Here is a 17892-nt window from a genome sequence, read left to right as displayed (position 1 = left end):
TCACCACTCTTTCGTGCCAAATAATCCTGCAGGTCTAAACCATAGCACCAGTACCAGAATGGCAATGGAAACAACGTCTTTCCATTCAGATGACCAAACTAAGACGCATAAACTTTCCGCTGTTCCGAGGATAATTCCTCCTAAAATAGCTCCCTCGAGACTTCCCAGCCCGCCAAGGACACAAACAATAAAGCCCTTAGTCAGTATGGCGCTGCCCATCCAGGGGTTAACAGAGAAAATAGGTGTCAACATTGCCGCTGCCAATGCAGCTAATGCGGCGCTTAGTCCCAAAGTCCACATATAAACATTATGAATATTGATGCCGTACAGCGTAGCTGATTCCCGGTCTTGTGCCGTTGCCCTGAGAGCCCAACCCAACCGGGTTTTTTTAAGCAGGAAGGATAACAGAAACATAACTATGATAGTCACCAGCAATATCATTATCCTTTGATAAGACAGGCGCAACCCCAAGACCTCAAGGTTTCCGGAAATAAAATACGGCACATTTTGAATTTTCTCTCCCCAAACGTTTAACGCAAAGTTTTGTAAGAATATTGAGAGGCCAAGGGTCATTACAATATGACTGACATCCCATCCCGGTTTATCAATTAGCGGGCGTATGAATACCTTTTGAAAAAAAGCGCCGAGAATAAACACTACAATAACCGCAAACAACAAAGCAATGGGGGGTGGCAGTTTCATTGAAGTAATGGCAAGATAGGTCATAAATCCACCCAGCATATAAAATTCCCCATGCGTAAAATTTAACATCTTTAAGGAGCCCCAGATTAGTGAGAGGCCACTTGCTACAAGAGTGTACATTGAACCCAAAACCAGCCCGTTAACAATTTGTTCTATGACTTCTAAACCCAACTATTTTCACCACCTTACTATAGGCCAAGGTAGGCCTCTCGCACTTTTTCGCTGTTAAGCAATTGATCGGCATTGTCGGACAATACAATTTCCCCATTTTCCAGTACATAGGCCCGGTGGGCTATTTGAAGAGCCATCTGGGCATTTTGCTCAACCACTAATACTGTTAGCCCTTGTTTTATATTCAACTCCTGTATCGTATCAAAAATTTGTTCCACCAAGTTAGGGGCTAAACCCAGGGAAGGTTCATCCAGCAATAATAACCTGGGGCGGGACATTAATGCCCTGCTGATGGCCACCATCTGCTGCTCGCCACCGGATAGCGTACCGGCCAATTGATTAAGACGTTCATTGACCCGGGGAAACATGTCCAAAATCCATGCCATGCTTTCCTTGGCCCTGGCAAAAGCTTCAGGATGGAACGCTCCTATCATAAGGTTCTCACGCACAGTCATATTGGGGAATAGCTTGCGACCTTCCGGAACCATAGCTATCCCATGAGAAACCATCTGGTAGGCCGGCATTTTCTCCAGTGTTTTTCCCTGCAGGGAAATATTCCCTGTTTGCTTCTTTAACAGTCCTGTTATAGTTTTTAAGGTAGTTGTTTTACCGGCACCGTTAGAGCCTAGCAGGGCAACGATTTCTTGACAGCCGACTTGCAAAGACACATTATATAGTACCTGAACGTCTCCATAATAAACGTTGATCGAATCAACTTGCAGCATCCCTTTTGCCTCCCAGGTAAGCAGCTATTACCTCTTCATTTTGCACAATTTCGTCAGGTGTACCCTCTGCCAATTTCTTGCCGTACTGCAGTACAACGATGCGCTGCGACACACCCATAACTGCTTTCATCACATGTTCGATCATTAAAATAGCAACTCCCGATTGGTTAATTCTTTTGATAACTTCCATTATTTCCTTTACTTCGGAAGAGTGAAGACCGCCCACCACTTCATCCAGGAGAAGTACATCAGGTTTGGCAGCTAAAGCCCGGCATAACTCTAATTTTTTCCTCTCACCGATGGTCAAATTTTTGGCCGGATAATCCTTTTGCTTATCCAGACCTACGAAATTTAGAATTTCCACGGCGGCATCCCGGGCTGCCTCAATCCCTATCCGGCGGGCCGACCCAAAATAAGCGCCGACAACTACGTTATCCAGTACGGACATATCTAAAAATGGTTTCGGAATTTGAAAGGTTCGGGAAATCCCCAAATGACACCTGCGATTAGGCTTAAGACCGGTTATGTTCTCATGTTTAAAGATAACGGTCCCCCTATCGGGTCGAAATGCCCCCGCGATCACATTAAATAGTGTAGTTTTGCCTGCTCCATTTGGTCCGATCAGACCTAAAATTTCATTTTGGTGGAGTTTCAATGAAACTCCACCAAGGGCAACCAGCCCGCCAAAAGTTTTCCAAACCTCATCAACTTGAAGAATTATATTTTGACTCATAAACTATTTCACCCAAGATTGTTTAGTGTATTCATGAGAGGCAACGTTTTCAGGCCAGATAATGCAATTTTTACCTCCCTCAATTTGAGCAGTGGGTACAGGAACGAACTCTTCGCCAGCCTTGATGGTATGGCTTTCCTGGTCAAAAACAAACCGGCCCTGAACACCCTTGCGGTCAGTTTCACTCAGAGCTGCCACAATCGCTTTAGGTTCCAAGGAACCGGCAGCCTCAATTGCGCTAAGCATGTTGTTGATCCCATCATAACCGGCAGCGTGGTCGTAATTAGGAACAGCATCATACTTGGATTTAATTTGATCCGCCATTGCTTTTTGCTGATCCAGATTCTCGGGATCAAAAATCAGCGGAGTCCACAGCAATCCTTCCGCAGCACTACCTGCTTGCTCGGTAAATTCCGGTCTGAGTGGGTAATAAATGGCCATGTGACTGGCGGTTAAACCAATTTCTTGGAACTGCTTAACCAAAGCAACTCCGGAGGATAGTGATGTAAAGCAAGATACCAGAACATCAGGATTTAAATTCTTAATTTTATTCAACTGCGGGTAAAAATCAGTATAACCCAACGGAACAGTCTCTAGAGCCACAGAATTCCAGCCAATACCCGCAAAGAGATTTTTCACAACTTCCGCATTTGATCTCCCATAGTCGGTATCTTCAACAACAAAGGCAACCGTTTTTGTTTTTGGAGTAAATAATCCTTTTTCAACTAAGTATTGGTATGTTTCAAATACTGTTTGTCCATATGCATCACTGTTAAAATCACCTTTCCAATAAGTAGCATATTTCTCCGGATCGGACTTTACTTTCTTGGCTATTTCGCCACTAACAGGCTCAATACTCATTACCGGAATGCCGTACTTGGGAGCCAACTCCATAACCGCCATGGTTACCGAGCTCGCAAAAGCATCCCCGATTAAAACATTTACCTTATCCCGGGTAATTAATTTTTCAGCAACACTGACTCCTGCTTCCGGTTTACTTTGCGAGTCTTCAAACAATATTTCCACCTTGGTTTTCTTCCCGTCAACAGCTATGCCGCCTTTTTCATTCCACTCATCAACAGCAAGCTGGGCACCTTGTTTTAGCGCAATGCCGGCTTCTGCCGCCGGGCCTGTTAACGGGCCAACCATACCAATTTTTATTACATCTGCAGAGCCGCCGCTCTTGCCGGAAGAACCGCATCCCACAGCCAACAGGGAAACTAATAACAAACCAAACACTATTGCTAATTTTCTCATCAAACGCACCTCCTGCTTTTTCTGTTTAAGTTCAGCCATAAATTCAACTATCCCCTACACCCGGCTACCTCCTTATAAACCACCTCCTCAATAATGATTGATCTGTACTAATTAACAACATAACTTAATAATTAATTGACTATATACTTTCGCTGCAGTTACTACATGATCCACAGGAACATGATCTTCCGGCGTATGAGCGTAGTGTTCATTACCCGGACCAAAACCGGCACAAGGAATTCCCGCACGCTCGATAAATGTTCCGTCCACCCCGAAATACCAGGCACCTATTTCCCCTTCATCCCCCATTACCATGCGGCGAGCTTCCTTAACGGCCGTTACTATTTTGCCTCCGGGGTCGGTCAACATGGCCGGAAACACTTTAACCAGTTCAACATCTGCATCAAACAAGGGATCTTCATTTTTAACTTCCCCTATAATTTTCCATATATGTTCAGCTAACATTTCCGGCGTTTCTTCCGGCAAAAAGCGCCGGTCCAAGATAATTTCACAGTGATCGGGAACAATTGGCGTCAGACGACCCGGGCTTGCGGCAATATCAATTACTGTATATGAAGCTTTGCCTAGAAACTGGTGATTTGGCAGCGAGTATTTTTCCTGTAATTTATTTAAGAATTTATTCATCAGAAATATCGCATTAACCCCGCCGGCAGGAAAACCTGCATGCGAGGTTTTGCCTTTCGTTATGATTTTGAACTCTATTTTGCCCCGGTGGCCGACATAAACATTGAGATTTGTAGCCTCACCACTAACAGCAAAATCAGCTCTAAGGCCGTTATCCAGCAGATATGAAATTCCTTCCCCGTAGGCCATCTCTTCCATGGCCACGGCTGTTACCAAAACATCACCCCGCAAAGAAATACCCTGCTCCTTAATTGCACCGGCGGCGTAGACCATGGCTGCAATAGCGGCTTTCATATCACTGGCCCCACGTCCATAAATAACAGGTCCGGGATGACCATATTTTGTTCCATCCAGGATTTTACCTGAAAATGGCTCTTTCATATTTCCCACACCAGCATGATCAATATGACCATTGAATAATAAAGTTGGGCCACCTCCAACGCCCTTTATTGTTCCAACAACGTTGTTTTTTTCATCTATATATACCTCATCGTAATTTAATTTTTTCATTTCCCCGGCTACTGCTTTAGCTATCTCCTGCTCTTGCGTGCTTAAACTGGGGATTTGGATTAGCTTTTGAGTAAAATTGACTAGATTTTCTGCACAGAAACCCCATTTATTATTCATTAATACCGCTAACCCCCATTCCAAAATTTATAAACCTGCTCCCCCTGTGCTTAATAACCTGACATACCACGCACAAAAATTAAAAACCGGTGCAGGGGCCTGTAAACAGACCCTGCACCGGCTTCTTTGCCAAACCGTACTTCATTGCACAATTATGTTTCAAATTTTTGACCTTACCAAGTACATCTTCGCCCTTAACACAACATTATATAAGCCCCAAAAAACCTTTTCTGTTCAATTATATTACAATTTGATAGAATTAATCAGCGTAAGAAATTATCTTTTCTCCATCTATTTACAAAAATAGCGATAATAAAGGTGTTTTGTTGTTGTATTTTGGCGTATAAAGACTTAAATGTCCTGAAATTGAGTATAGTCAATACTTAATTGCAAGAAGCATTCCAATAATCAGTAATCCACAAAAGTATGGAATTAACCTGAATTTACTAGGCTTTGTATTTAGATAACCAGTCAAGCGCAATTCACAAATGAATTAAATTTAACATGGTTATACATTATTCTACTTTTAAAGCAATATATTTTTAATTTTAGCGTTAATTCATTATTGGGTTAATAAACCCACAAATAAATTGGAGATGAAAAAACACACCTTTGGGGGGAGCTATATGCTGGTTAAAGACCTTACCTTTGCAAAAGCACATTTTATTGCAAACAGTGCTCCAATAGAAAAAGCCATTGTGTTATTTAAAGAGCAGGCGGCGGAATTTTTATTAGTCCGCAACCAATCTGACCAATTAATTGGCATCATCTCCAAAGAACAAATATTAGATGCTTATCAGCAACAGGTTTCTGTGCAATTACCTGTAGAGTGCATTTTGGACCGGAGCTATGTCCAGGTCAAAGAAGATCAACCGCTTGAAAAAGTCTTCGAGAAAAGCCATAACATAGTTGTCCTGGGTAATGACGGGAAAGTAAAAGGAATTTTATCAAAAAAAATTTTTTTGGAGAGTTATTTAGATACTTTGCTTCAACATTTTTATGATCAGCAAACGGATGATGAACTTACAAGCTTGCCCAACGAAAATAAATTAATCCGTTTATTTGACCAACTGAATGAACTAAAAAATTCAAACCAAGAATTAAATGAAATTATTGAAGCTTCATCCGACAGTATTTATGTAACTGACGGGCGGGGGAATACCTTGCGAGCAAACATAGCCTTTGAAAAAATGGCCGGAGTAAAACGAAAGGAGGTGTTAGGAAAAAACGCCAAAAAATTAGAGAAAGAAGGGCTGTTTTACCCGTCCGTAAGTGCACTTGTAATGAAAGAAAAACGGAAAATTACCATCATCCAAAAAATGAGGAATGGAAGAGAGGCCGTAGTAACGGGTGTTCCCGTTTACGACACTAAAGGAAACATATTCCGCATAGTTTGCAATTCAAAGGATTTTGAAGATCTTAAAATACTAAATGAGTATTTAGGTTATAAAAATAAAAAACCTACTTTTAATAAAAACGATGATATGTCGGAAAACAGCATTATTTACAAAAGCCAGAAAATGAAAGAACTGATAGATTTAATTCAACAGATCGCTACAGTAGACTCAACCATTCTTTTTACCGGGGAATCAGGAGTTGGCAAAGGTGTAATAGCAAGGCTAATTCACCAACAAAGCAATCGAGCAAATGAAAAATTAATTGAAATTAACTGCGGAGCGATTCCGGATTCTCTTTTAGAATCGGAACTTTTTGGTTATGAATCCGGGGCTTTTACAGGAGCAAAAACGGATGGGAAACCGGGCTTGCTGGAAATAGCCAATAAAGGGACCGTTTTTTTGGATGAAATCGGTGAAATGCCTTTAAACTTACAGGTAAAACTATTACAAGTAATTCAAAATCGGCAAATAATTCGTGTCGGTGGGACAAAATTAATCGATATTGATATTAGAATTATTGCTGCTACTAATAAAGACTTGAAAAAATTAATTGAGGAAGGAAAATTCAGACACGACCTATTTTATCGCTTAAATGTGGTGCCATTGCATATTTTCTCTTTGAGGGAAAGAAAAGATGACATCATTCCTCTTATAGATTATTTTCTGCATAAATTCAACAAACAGTATCATAGACAAGTTAAATTCACGGAAGATTTATATCAAGAAGCACTTGTCTATGAATGGCCCGGTAATATCCGAGAACTGGAAAATTTTGTTGAAAGAATGGTTGTTACTAATAACAGCGGCATAATTAAAAAGGAAGATTTACCTCCTCAATTCATGACCAATGTTTTTTACCCGGATAATCAAATTGTTATTAATAAAATTATGCCGTTGAAGCAAGCAACACGGGAAGTCGAACGACAGCTTGTTCACATGGCCTATAAAATTTCGGAAAACAGTTATAAGATAGCGTCAATACTAGGCATCAGCCAATCTAGCGCACACCGGAAAATTCAAGAATACATTCAAAAAGATTGATTTGGTAATTCATTCTTGGGTTATTTAACTCAGGAATAACTTATGTGAAATTAAAATTAATTTTATGTGTTATTTTAAGTTGTCATCCTATTTTCGTATAGGTCAAACATCAAAACAAAAATTCCTGTTTAATTCATTATCGGGTTATGCAGGATTTTCTTTTTTTATAATGTCCATTAAAAACCGGTTTTTTTAGAGCTAATGTTTTTGGGCATATATATTGCATGGCATGCAGATAAAAACCTGGCCGGTTTGGCATCAACTGATTATACAAAAGGGGTTTTGCTTTATGGAAAGAAACAATATCAAGCAATTTGTAATAGAGTGGATTGAGCAAAACAAGTCTATTTTTCATCAATCAGCCGATTGCATCTGGAGTTATCCGGAATTGGGAATGGAAGAATTTAAGTCATCTGCGCTTTTGGCTGATCTATTGGAAAAGAACGGTTTCAGCGTGAAAAAAAAAGTAGCCGATATGCCTACGGCTTTTGTTGCCACTTACGGCTCCGGCAAGCCGGTAATTGGTTTTAGCGTTGAATATGATTGTTTGCCCGGCTTGTCCCAGAAAATAAGCGCGGAAAAGAATCCTGTTATTGAGGGGGCTCCCGGACATGGCTGCGGTCATAACTTGTTGGGAGCCGGTGCCATAGAAGCTGCCATTGCGCTTAAGGAAGCCCTAAAACATTTTAATCTTGCCGCAACGATCAAGGTTTTTGGTACACCAGCTGAAGAACTATGCGTTGGTAAACCTTTTATGGCCCGCAGTGGCCTGTTTGAAGGAGTGGATGCCTTCCTGGATTGGCATCCTTGGCATTATAACCGGGCGGATTACGATACTTGTAATGCATATTTCAGTATATATTATCATTTTAAAGGAAGAACCTCTCATGGTAACGCCCCATGGTATGGTCGCAGTGCCCTCGACGCGGCCATGCTCCAAGCACATGCCGTTGAAATGCTCAGGGAGCACATTCCACCTGGCACAGCCGATGCAGCCAACACGATCAATTATACTTTTTCTGATGTTGGGCCCGAGTTTCCAAGTGTAGTTTCAGACCGAGCAACCGCATGGTATATCGGCAGGATTACTACGGCAGAAGAAGCGGCCAACATCATTTCCCGTATTCACAAGTGCGCCGAAGCCGCGGCAATGGCAACCGAAACCGAAGTTGTGATAGAATTAATAAGCGCAACCCACGAAAAAATACCTAATAAAACACTTGCTGAAGTGGTTCATAAAAATTTAGATACCATTGGTACCCCTAAATTTACCAAAGAGGAACATGAATTTGCCAAAAAAATGCAAAGGAATGCCGGGGTAGCGGATACCGGCTTAATGGAAAACATTCTTCCATTCGGAAGTGGAGGTACAGCAGTGTGCGATACATCGGAATACAGCTGGCATGCTCCGTACGCCACAGCCTGGATTTCGATGGCGCCCCCGGGGGTTGGCTTCCATAACTGGATGGTTACTGCCTGTGCGGGGAGCAGTATCGGCAAAAAGAGCATGGATACAGCAGCCAAAGTGCTGGCAGCTTCAGCTATAGACCTTGTACAATATCCTAAAATTATCGAAAATGCGAAAAACGAACTAAAAGAACGGCTCGCCGGGCGAAGTTATAAGTCACTTATCCCGGATTCGGTTAAACCACCGTTTAAGCTAAATTGCTCTGCCATGGAAAAATACCGCCCGTTGTATATAACTAAATGAATGTCGTCTTGGTTGCGCTTACATGGGACGAGTCAATCATATGAAGTGATTGACTCGCTTTTTTTTAATAGGTTCTTTAATAAAGAGCTTATTATTTTGGGAACATTTTAAAACGTTTCTACGTCGAATTATCAAGCAACTGGTGAAATATATAACTTTTTTATCAAAATAGAAGGGTTATCAGCACATTATGGAGAAAAACCGTCATTAGATCATCTCATGACTAATCGCATGAGTTGATCCGGGTATGGCGGGATTATTTCGTCCACCGTTTCCACTCTGGCATTTTTTTAGAGTATGATTGGGTATTGTTTTGGTTTATAATTTTTATAATAGCTGATTCAATAGCAGTCTTACGACTTTTTAAGACGAAGATTCAACCTAAACAATATTAAACAGATTTTGTAATGCACTTAAAATTAATCATACTTGAAAGCAATACCAAAAAATTAAAAAGGAGGGCTTTTTATGGCTGTTAACTTACAAAAAGGGCAAAAAGTCGATTTAACCAAGGGTAATGCCGGTCTTGCCAAAGTTGTTATAGGGCTTGGTTGGGATACCAACAAATTTGACGGACCCGACTTTGACCTGGATGCTTCCGCTTTCCTGCTGGCTGAAAACGGTAAATGCACCGGTGCCGAAGATTTTGTGTTTTATAATAATTTAAAGCATGTCAGCGGCTCTGTTGAACATTTGGGGGACAACCTCACCGGCGAAGGTGAAGGTGACGATGAGCAGATCAAAATTGATCTCAGCCAGGTTCCCGCCGGCATCCACAAAATTGCCATCACCGTTACCATTCACATGGCCAAGGAACGCAACCAGAATTTTGGCCTGGTTTCCAACGCTTTTGTCCGGGTAGTTGACGAAAGAACGGGTGCAGAACTGCTGCGCTACGACCTGAGTGAAGATTACAGTATTGAGACGGCTCTGGTTTTCGCCGAACTTTACCGTCACGGCTCCGAATGGAAGTTTGCTGCCGTGGGACAAGGTTTTAATGATGGGCTGGCCGGCCTGGTTCGTCTTTATGGGCTGGAATAAGAAAGGAGCTTATAAGTGATTAACTTACAAAAAGGGCAAAAAATAGATCTCACCAAGTCCAACCCGGGACTAAAAAATATTATGGTAGGTTTGGGGTGGGACCCCGTAGAAAACGCCAAAGGAGGCGGCGGAGGCGGGCTCCTGGGAGGTTTGTTTGGCGGAGGCAACAAACAAGCCAACATTGACTGTGACGCTTCAGTATACCTGTTAAACGCCAACAGTAAATTGGCCAACCCCAAAAACCTGGTTTACTTCGGCAACCTGACCAGCCCGTGCGGCAGTATCCGCCATTCCGGCGACAACCTGACCGGGGCCGGTGACGGTGATGATGAGCAGATTAATGTCGATTTGTCCAGAGTGCCGGCTGATGTCCACCGCCTGGTGTTTGTAGTAAATATTTACGAATGCGAAAAACGCAAGCAGCACTTTGGCATGATCCGCAACGCCTTTATCCGTATCGTCAACAGCACCAACGGTCAGGAATTATGCCGGTTTAACCTTTCCGAGGGCTATGAGGGCAAAACATCATTGATTACCGGAGAAGTTTACCGTCATAACGGCGAGTGGAAATTTGCCGCGCTCGGAGAATCTACTACCGATCCAGGCCTGAAAAGCCTGACCAGGCGGTTTTTATAGCAGAATTCAGGAGTCAGCATTCAGAATTCAGAATAATTCAAGACGAAGCATCTTTTTCTTTCATCTGGATTTCCGTTTTTCCCCGGTTTTTTATTCTGACTCCTGACTTCTGACTCCTGAGTACTCAAAATTAATTATGATTAACGGGAGGTTACCCAGATGATTTCTCTGTCCAAAGGTCAAAAAATTGATTTAACCAAGACTAATCCCGGGTTAACCAGAATTATGGTCGGCCTTGGTTGGGATCTGAACAAGTATGATGGAGGCAATGAGTTTGATTTGGACGCAGTGGCTTTTTTGGTAAATAAAGACGGTAAAGCCACCGGCGATGGCGCTTTCATCTTCTATAACAATAAACAGGACCCCAGCGGCTCCATTGTTCTTTCCGGCGATAACCGTACCGGTGAGGGCGCAGGCGACGATGAAACCATTAAAATCAACCTCGCCGGTGTTCCTGCTGATGTAGAAAAGATAGCTATCTGCATTAATATCCATGAGGCCGATACCCGCAACCAAAATTTCGGCCAGGTTGCCAACTCTTTTGTAAGGGTTGTAAATGACGACAACGGCGAAGAACTGCTCCGTTACGACCTGAGTGAAGATTACTCCATCGAAACAGGGCTGGTTGCCGCGGAAATATACCGGCATAACGGCGAGTGGAAATTTAGTGCGGTGGGCAGCGGTTTCCAGGGCGGTCTGGGTGCGCTTGCCGCTTCCTACGGGTTAAGCGCGGGCTAGGGCAGCTTGATTACATGCAAGGGTGCCGCTATGGCACCCTTTTTTAAAATAACCCGGCATCCACTACTATATGCTAACTGTACCAAAACCAAACAAAACATCGTAGTATTTTAATTCAGCAACCAATCAATCAATTTTAGGGAGGTCTATACTTTAAGTGGACTTTATAACCGGATTGTTAGCTAATTACGCACAATTCTTTTCCTGGGACGCCCTATACGGAGTAATAACAGATCCTGTCACTTGGGGTATTGTATTTTGGCTCGTTATTTTAGAAGGCTTACTATCCTGCGACAATGCTCTTGTGCTGGCAGTGTGTGTTAATCATTTACCCGAAAAACAACGTAAAAAAGCATTAATCTACGGTATCTGGGGCGCTTACTTCTTCCGTTTTATTGCTATAGGGCTTGGAACTTATTTAATTAAGTTCAAGTGGGTTGCCATTTTAGGTGCCGGCTATTTATTATGGATGTCGGCCAAATTCTTTTATTCAAAATTCAAAAAGACTGCAGAAGATGACGATGAAGCCGTACTTAATAAGCGTAGTGGTTTTTGGACTTCCTTCTGGGGTACTGTGGTTACAGTTGAGCTAATGGATATTTCTTTTAGTGTTGACAGCATCCTGGCTGCATTCGCCATGAGCGATAAAGTATGGGTATTGTTTATCGGCGGTATGTTAGGAATTTTAATGATGCGGGGTGTCGCTCAACTCTTCATTAAGCTGCTGGACAAATATCCCGAGTTGGAATCTGCAGCTTACGTTTTAATCGCCTTGATTGGTGGCAAGCTTTTTGCCCAAACATTTGATATCCATGTACCTCATGTTGTTCTCTTCTCTGTCATGGGAGCTGTATTACTTGGAACCATTGCTCTTCATCACTTGCGTGAAGGTGGTAAAAAGAAGCATGATTCACTTTGATTATTTAAGCAAGGAGCAAAAGAAAAAGATCTTTTATCTTCCACCAACGCAGGGTCCCCTGAATGCAGACAAGCAAACGCTAGCCCATGCGTTGGGTGCAACCCTTTATATGCCCGGAACATCAAACAAAGCATTGAACGACATTATTAATAATAAAATACCCGGACTGATGTCCGCCGTCATCTGCCTGGAAGATGCCATAAATGACAGAGAAGTTGATGTTGCGGAAAAGAATCTTTTGATGCAGCTGAAAACTTTACTTTCTTTAAAAGAGAAGGGGAGTTCGCTCCCCTTTATCTTTATTAGGGTTAGAAATCCGCAGCAGTTTAAAAGACTGGTAACTCATCTTGGACCGGCCTTGCAGGTTTTAACCGGCTTTGTGTTCCCCAAATTCAATATTGAGGTTGGACATGAGTATTTTGAACAGCTTATCGCAACCAATCAATTAATTGGCCGAACACTTTACGGTATGCCTATATTTGAGGGGCCCCAAACAATATATCTGGAATCCAGGGCTAAACACATCCTTAATTTAAAACAACTGCTGGACAGCTACAAAGACCTTGTGCTCAATATCAGGATAGGGGCCACTGATTTATCTGGATTATACAGCCTCCGCAGGAGCCCTGAATTGACCATCTATGATATAGCGGTTATCAGGGACTTTATTGCCGACCTGGTTAATGTTTTCGGCAGACCGCAGGATAATTATGTAATTTCGGGTCCGGTCTGGGAATACTTTCCCTCGGGCTCAAGAATGTTAAAGCCGCAGTTAAGGCAAACCCCTTTCCAGGAACACTACGGCAATGAAGGCAGAAGAGTGCGGCAGAGTCTGATTGGCAGATACATTGACGGGCTAATCAGAGAAGTAATGCTTGATAAAGCCAATGGCTTAATTGGCAAGACCATAATACATCCGTCCCATATTTTGCCGGTCCAGGCGCTTTATGCCGTAACCCATGAGGAATACTGTGACGCCGGCGACATCCTGGCCAACGGCGATACCGGCGGGGTTACCAAAAGCGTCTATAACAATAAGATGAACGAACCCAAGCCCCACACCAACTGGGCCAAAAGGATCATGCTACTATCAAAAATTTATGGAGTGCTCAATGAACACTATGATTACACCAGCATTATTTACGAGGGAGAAAAGCTACACGGTATTGGATAATCTCGAAGTTGGCATCAGCGTTGAAGAAAGCTTTTATCATTTATCACCCGGGCACCTCTTTGCCATGGCGGCCAGAAATAATGCCAAAAGAAGTTACTTATTCGTAAGTAAATTAATTGGCAAGCATATTCCGGTTCACCCCCGGGTCCCATTTATTACAGGATACCTTTTAGCTTCCAGGCTGGCGCAAACCCTGGGCCTGCCAGTCAGCAAAAAAGCAATAGCTCAAGCCGTCAGCTGTTTGACGCATGATATGGCGCACTTTTTTAAGCCACAACCCTACCATTGGCCAGGCAAGACACTTTTTGTCGGATTCGCCGAAACCGCCACCGCCCTCGGCCATTCGGTGTTTGGCAGCTTTTCCGGCAACACCGGCTATTTGCATACAACGAGGGAAAATATTAAAGGTTTCCACGATACTGTCTATTTCACTGAAGATCACTGTCACGCACCGGACCAAAGGCTATTAATCAACAGTTTGGATATCGTCAAGGATAATGAGCTGGTAGTGCTTATCGACGATGAAGTCACTTCAGGCAATACCTGTCTGAATATCATCAAATCTATTCACGCTAAATATCCCCAACCAAAGTATATCATTTTAACCATTCTTGACTGGCGCTCCAAAGATTTTCAAGAAAAATTCCGCCGGATGGAACAGGAGCTGGGGGCGCCAATCGAAGTCTTATCCCTCTTAAAAGGACGTTTTTGGTCAAAAGGAAATTCCCCGGTGGTCAACAGCTCCTTTATCGCAACCGGAGGGGCAATTCCCCAGGTTCATATCCTGCAGCCCCAACTAGAACCCCAAATTGAGCTAATCAACTCCAACGGGGAAAAAGTCACTTATCTTGGTTACACCGGACGCTTTGGCCTAACTGCAAAAGACAACAGCAATTTGCTGGTCAAGGCCGGGGAACTGGGAGAAAAACTCTGTAAAATCAGGCAGGGCAACAAAACCCTGTGTCTTGGCACCGGTGAATTTATGTATCTGCCTTTTTTAATAGCGTCGTTTATGGGCGATGGTGTCCGGGTGCAGTCAACAACGCGGAGTCCGGTCCACCCTCTTTTAAAAAAGGACTACGCCGTCCAATATGCCATAACCTTCGAGGACCCTTTTAACCCGGGAATCAAAAATTTTGTTTATAATATTCCTCCCGGCTGTTACGATGAGGTATTTGTATTTTGGGAAAGGCGCGCCTTGCCGCAGCAGGCGGCGCCATTAGTCCAATCATTTAAACAATTGGGGATTGATAAAATTCACTTCGTTAGCTTATGCAATTAATCTCGTTAACCGCCGCTCAGACTCCCGCCTCTATAGGCGGGAGCCTGAGCGGCGATAAACTCGAAATAAGTGCGACTAAGGTTCAGGTGGGGTCAAAACCCCACCTGAACCAAGTCTTCTTTATTGGAGGTGTTAAAAATAAACATTCCGGCTAAAGCCCACCTCTGTCAGCAGCTGCAGGATTATCCCAGAATAAATGACCCGGCCCCGCTGGGAAGTTACCCGGCAGATGATGTCATTTTCCTATTAAAAGACATTGGCCCATTGATTCAAGAGCAAGGCAATGAGGAAAGAGAAAGGGCCATGCAAAGCGGCCGGCACTATTCTGAAATGCTGCCGATTGAATATAAACCCAATCAAGAATATATTGACCTTTTCCATCAGGCTTTAAAGGAAACAAGCTATAGATTGGCACTGGCCACGGCTATTGTGGCTGAGACAATCCTTAACAAGCGCGGCAGGAATGTGGTGCTGGTTTCCCTGGCCAGGGCCGGCACGCCGGTAGGAGTGCTGATTAAGCGCTATATCAAACACTTTTACGGAATTAACGCTCCGCATTACAGCATTTCGATTATTCGTGACAAGGGCATTGATAAAAATGCCCTGCTTTATATCCTCCAAAGGCACATGAATTATGAGCTGCAGTTTATTGACGGGTGGACCGGCAAAGGTACCATTACCAGGGAATTGCTTTACTCAATTGCCGGCTTCGCCAGGGAATTCGGGCTGGCGGAAAACACCATTTGCCAAGATATCGCCGTGCTGGCGGACCCGGGCTGCTGCGCCAATATCTTTGGTACCAGAGACGATTTTTTAATTCCCAGCGCCTGCCTTAACGCAACTATATCCGGGTTGGTGTCCAGAACGATATACCGGGATGACCTGGTGGGACCTGCGGATTTCCACGGGGTTAAGTTTTATCGAGAGCTTGCCGGGGAAGACCTCTCCAATTATTTTGTCGACAGTATTACCGGTCACTTTAATACCGCACGGATACAGGCACAACACCTTTTAACCAAACAACCCGCAATCGGGGTGGATCAAAGACCGGCCTGGCGGGGCAGGAAAGAAACTAAAAAAATCATGGCCGCATTTGGCATAAAAAACATCAATCTGGTAAAACCCGGCGTGGGAGAAACGACCAGAGTCCTTTTGCGCCGGGTCCCCTGGAAAATACTAGTCAAAGACATGGCCAGCCCTAATATCAAGCATGTTTTAATCCTGGCTCAGGCCCGGGGGGTGCAGGTAATCGAGTATCCCGACATGAGCTATTCCTGTTACGGGCTGATTCAGCCGATGGGGGATAATTAATGATTTTTGCCAGCGACCTTGACCGCACCCTCATCTATTCCGATAAGTTCACCCGGAACTTTTCCGGCCAAGTTGTAGCCGTGGAAACCGGTAAATACAGTTCCTACATGACTAAAACCGCAGCAGCGCTGCTAAAAAGCATTGCCGGCAAAGCTTTTTTTGTTCCCTGCACCACCAGAACGATTGAACAATACTTGCGCATTGGTTTTTTCCAAAGCGAAGTTGTGCCCAAGTATGCTATTGTCAGTAACGGAGCCAATCTCCTGGTGGATGGCGCTGTGGATATTACTTACCACAATGACGTTTTACAAACGCTGCAGCGTGAGTGCCTGGCGGGGCAGGATATATTAACGGAATTCAGCAGGCTGGAAGCCGGTGAATGGGCTCAGCCAATGCGTAATGCCGATGGGGTTTTTTATTATTGCCTTATTGACAGGTCAAAAACGCCTCTAACAGAGCTGGCTGCTTTTAGCAACTGGGCGCGGGACCAAAAATGGGTTGTGTCAATACAGGGCAGGAAGCTTTATCTGACCCCTGAAGTTATCAATAAATGGGTGGCGTTAAGAAAAGTCTCCGAGCTCACAGGTGATGATTACGTAGTAGCTTGCGGCGATTCTCTGTTGGACCTGCCCCTTATCCGGGGCGCGGATTTGGCCCTATCCCCCGCTCACGGCGAACTTTTCGAGCAATTTGGCGATGCACCGGCCAGATTGCAGGGCAATTGGCTGTTTACAGCAGCATCAGGCATACTGGCCGGCGAAGAGCTGTTAAAAACGATACAGGAGGAGTCAGGAGTCAGGAGTCAGTAGTCGGAATGAGAACCGTTTATCGTATCGCAGTATTATGAATTCCGGCCACCAGTAATCAAGTATCGTGAATAAGAACTGTCATACAAGGAGAGATCAGCTGTGGATTATAAAATTCTTTACCAGGGTGCTTTCCCGTTGGTGCAAGTAAACCTGCAAAAAGGAGAAACCATCAAGGCGGAATCCGATGCCATGGTTGCCATGTCCACCACAGTGGACGTGGAAGGAAAAATGGACGGCGGGTTGCTGGGCGGGCTTAGCCGGATGATAGCGGGGGAAAGTTTTTTCTTCCAAACCCTTACCGCCCGCAGAGGTCCGGGAGAGGTGCTATTGGCCCCGTCCGCTCCCGGAGACATTGTTGATGTGGAATTAGACGGCTCCTACAGCCTGGTAATACAAAAAGATGGCTTTCTGGCTGGCTCCGCGGGGTTGGAAGTGTCCACCAAGATGCAAAACCTTTCACAGGGGCTATTTTCAGGGGAAGGTTTCTTTGTGGTTAAGGTTAGCGGCAAGGGCATGGTGTTTGTCAACTCTTACGGCGGCATCCATGTCATCAATCTTGAACAGGGTCAGGAATATATAGTAGATAACAGCCACCTGGTTGCCTGGCCCGATTATATGCAATACAGCATTGAGAAAGCCTCCCAGGGCTGGATCTCCACCTTTACCTCCGGTGAGGTTGCTGTTTGCAAATTCCGGGGTCCCGGCCCGGTGATTATCCAAACAAGGAACCCCAGAGGCTTTGGTAGTTGGATCAAACAATTCATCCCACAAAGAAAATAAAAAATAACGGGATTAACGGTGTTAATGCAAAGTAGGCTATTTTAACATTTTGTGCATATGCTTGCTGCGGTTCCGCAAGATGCCGAAAATCCTAATCCGCTGGGTAATTGCGATAGTAAACACCAGCGCTGCAAGCATTGCTTTGATAACGATTCCGCTCACATTAATCACCCACAAACAATGTTTTATTTTA

Annotated in this window: 17 protein-coding genes; 11 read left to right on the top strand and 6 right to left on the bottom strand. The window is 43.9% G+C overall.

Annotated elements, in window-relative coordinates; genetic code table 11:
- The 5 genes from BM056_RS04230 to BM056_RS04210 all read right to left on the bottom strand — a co-directional run bounded on the left by BM056_RS04230 (window position 1) and on the right by BM056_RS04210 (window position 4860).
- Entirely contained in the window at window positions 1–873 is an 873-nt protein-coding gene (locus BM056_RS04230; protein WP_092469026.1) for a branched-chain amino acid ABC transporter permease, read from the bottom strand.
- A 17-nt stretch (window positions 874–890) separates the two neighbouring features.
- Entirely contained in the window at window positions 891–1598 is a 708-nt protein-coding gene (locus tag BM056_RS04225; protein WP_092469024.1) for an ABC transporter ATP-binding protein, read from the bottom strand.
- The gene (locus BM056_RS04220; protein WP_092469022.1) at window positions 1585–2331 is read right to left on the bottom strand and encodes an ABC transporter ATP-binding protein; all 747 of its coding nucleotides are present in this window, start codon (window positions 2329–2331) and stop codon (window positions 1585–1587) included. Before BM056_RS04220 ends, BM056_RS04225 begins: the two co-directional genes overlap by 14 nt.
- A gap of 3 nt (window positions 2332–2334) precedes the next feature.
- Window positions 2335–3588 (bottom strand): ABC transporter substrate-binding protein, encoded by a 1254-nt coding sequence (locus BM056_RS04215; protein WP_165613371.1) that lies wholly within the window; start codon window positions 3586–3588, stop codon window positions 2335–2337.
- Between the two features lie 111 nt (window positions 3589–3699).
- Complete coding sequence (locus BM056_RS04210) at window positions 3700–4860, bottom strand: M20/M25/M40 family metallo-hydrolase (RefSeq protein WP_131820722.1); 1161 nt, start codon at window positions 4858–4860, stop codon at window positions 3700–3702.
- Between the two features lie 626 nt (window positions 4861–5486).
- Between BM056_RS04210 and BM056_RS04205 the strand changes: the two genes are divergently transcribed.
- The 11 genes from BM056_RS04205 to BM056_RS04155 all read left to right on the top strand — a co-directional run bounded on the left by BM056_RS04205 (window position 5487) and on the right by BM056_RS04155 (window position 17699).
- The gene (locus BM056_RS04205) at window positions 5487–7298 is read left to right on the top strand and encodes a sigma 54-interacting transcriptional regulator (protein ID WP_165613370.1); all 1812 of its coding nucleotides are present in this window, start codon (window positions 5487–5489) and stop codon (window positions 7296–7298) included.
- Window positions 7299–7587: 289 nt separating this feature from the next.
- The gene (locus tag BM056_RS04200; protein ID WP_165613369.1) at window positions 7588–9009 is read left to right on the top strand and encodes an amidohydrolase; all 1422 of its coding nucleotides are present in this window, start codon (window positions 7588–7590) and stop codon (window positions 9007–9009) included.
- A gap of 468 nt (window positions 9010–9477) precedes the next feature.
- Window positions 9478–10050 (top strand): TerD family protein, encoded by a 573-nt coding sequence (locus tag BM056_RS04195; RefSeq protein WP_092469012.1) that lies wholly within the window; start codon window positions 9478–9480, stop codon window positions 10048–10050.
- Window positions 10051–10065: 15 nt separating this feature from the next.
- Complete coding sequence (locus BM056_RS04190) at window positions 10066–10686, top strand: TerD family protein (RefSeq protein WP_092469010.1); 621 nt, start codon at window positions 10066–10068, stop codon at window positions 10684–10686.
- 159 nt (window positions 10687–10845) lie between these two features.
- The gene (locus tag BM056_RS04185; RefSeq protein ID WP_092469008.1) at window positions 10846–11424 is read left to right on the top strand and encodes a TerD family protein; all 579 of its coding nucleotides are present in this window, start codon (window positions 10846–10848) and stop codon (window positions 11422–11424) included.
- Window positions 11425–11581: 157 nt separating this feature from the next.
- The gene (locus tag BM056_RS04180; RefSeq protein ID WP_092469006.1) at window positions 11582–12343 is read left to right on the top strand and encodes a TerC family protein; all 762 of its coding nucleotides are present in this window, start codon (window positions 11582–11584) and stop codon (window positions 12341–12343) included.
- On the top strand, window positions 12330–13517 hold the full coding sequence (locus tag BM056_RS04175; RefSeq protein ID WP_092469004.1) for an HpcH/HpaI aldolase/citrate lyase family protein: 1188 nt from the start codon (window positions 12330–12332) through the stop codon (window positions 13515–13517). The genes BM056_RS04180 and BM056_RS04175 overlap by 14 nt, the downstream gene beginning before the upstream one ends.
- On the top strand, window positions 13510–14799 hold the full coding sequence (locus tag BM056_RS04170) for a phosphoribosyltransferase family protein (protein WP_092469002.1): 1290 nt from the start codon (window positions 13510–13512) through the stop codon (window positions 14797–14799). Before BM056_RS04175 ends, BM056_RS04170 begins: the two co-directional genes overlap by 8 nt.
- Window positions 14800–14928: 129 nt before the next feature.
- Window positions 14929–16110, top strand: a complete 1182-nt coding sequence (locus BM056_RS04165) for a cysteine protease StiP family protein (protein ID WP_238456309.1) — start codon at window positions 14929–14931, stop codon at window positions 16108–16110.
- Window positions 16110–16919: an HAD family hydrolase gene (locus BM056_RS04160; protein ID WP_092469001.1), complete on the top strand. Its 810-nt coding sequence runs from the start codon at window positions 16110–16112 to the stop codon at window positions 16917–16919. Before BM056_RS04165 ends, BM056_RS04160 begins: the two co-directional genes overlap by 1 nt.
- 99 nt (window positions 16920–17018) lie before the next feature.
- A complete protein-coding gene (locus tag BM056_RS04155; RefSeq protein WP_092468999.1) occupies window positions 17019–17699 on the top strand; it encodes a TIGR00266 family protein in 681 nt (226 codons plus the stop codon).
- A gap of 36 nt (window positions 17700–17735) precedes the next feature.
- Here BM056_RS04155 and BM056_RS27165 read toward each other — a convergent pair whose 3' ends face one another.
- On the bottom strand, window positions 17736–17861 hold the full coding sequence (locus tag BM056_RS27165; RefSeq protein ID WP_274377512.1) for a hypothetical protein: 126 nt from the start codon (window positions 17859–17861) through the stop codon (window positions 17736–17738).
- Window positions 17862–17892: the final 31 nt, after the last annotated feature.

The sequence above is a fragment of the Desulfotruncus arcticus DSM 17038 genome (genome assembly GCF_900113335.1).
Taxonomy (GTDB): Bacteria; Bacillota; Desulfotomaculia; order Desulfotomaculales; family Desulfallaceae; genus Desulfotruncus; species Desulfotruncus arcticus.
Note: the sequence above shows the minus strand (reverse complement) of the source record. Positions and strands in the feature narration are given on the sequence as shown.

What these genes read in the sequence shown, in the direction of transcription:
- BM056_RS04215 (WP_165613371.1), bottom strand. Translation starts at nt 3,588, where the DNA reads ATGAGAAAATTAGCAATAGTGTTTGGTTTGTTATTAGTTTCCCTGTTG.
- BM056_RS04225 (WP_092469024.1), bottom strand. Translation starts at nt 1,598, where the DNA reads ATGCTGCAAGTTGATTCGATCAACGTTTATTATGGAGACGTTCAGGTA.
- BM056_RS04205 (WP_165613370.1), top strand. Translation starts at nt 5,487, where the DNA reads ATGCTGGTTAAAGACCTTACCTTTGCAAAAGCACATTTTATTGCAAAC.
- BM056_RS04195 (WP_092469012.1), top strand. Translation starts at nt 9,478, where the DNA reads ATGGCTGTTAACTTACAAAAAGGGCAAAAAGTCGATTTAACCAAGGGT.
- BM056_RS04220 (WP_092469022.1), bottom strand. Translation starts at nt 2,331, where the DNA reads ATGAGTCAAAATATAATTCTTCAAGTTGATGAGGTTTGGAAAACTTTT.
- BM056_RS04185 (WP_092469008.1), top strand. Translation starts at nt 10,846, where the DNA reads ATGATTTCTCTGTCCAAAGGTCAAAAAATTGATTTAACCAAGACTAAT.
- BM056_RS04175 (WP_092469004.1), top strand. Translation starts at nt 12,330, where the DNA reads ATGATTCACTTTGATTATTTAAGCAAGGAGCAAAAGAAAAAGATCTTT.
- BM056_RS04210 (WP_131820722.1), bottom strand. Translation starts at nt 4,860, where the DNA reads ATGAATAATAAATGGGGTTTCTGTGCAGAAAATCTAGTCAATTTTACT.
- BM056_RS04200 (WP_165613369.1), top strand. Translation starts at nt 7,588, where the DNA reads ATGGAAAGAAACAATATCAAGCAATTTGTAATAGAGTGGATTGAGCAA.
- BM056_RS04160 (WP_092469001.1), top strand. Translation starts at nt 16,110, where the DNA reads ATGATTTTTGCCAGCGACCTTGACCGCACCCTCATCTATTCCGATAAG.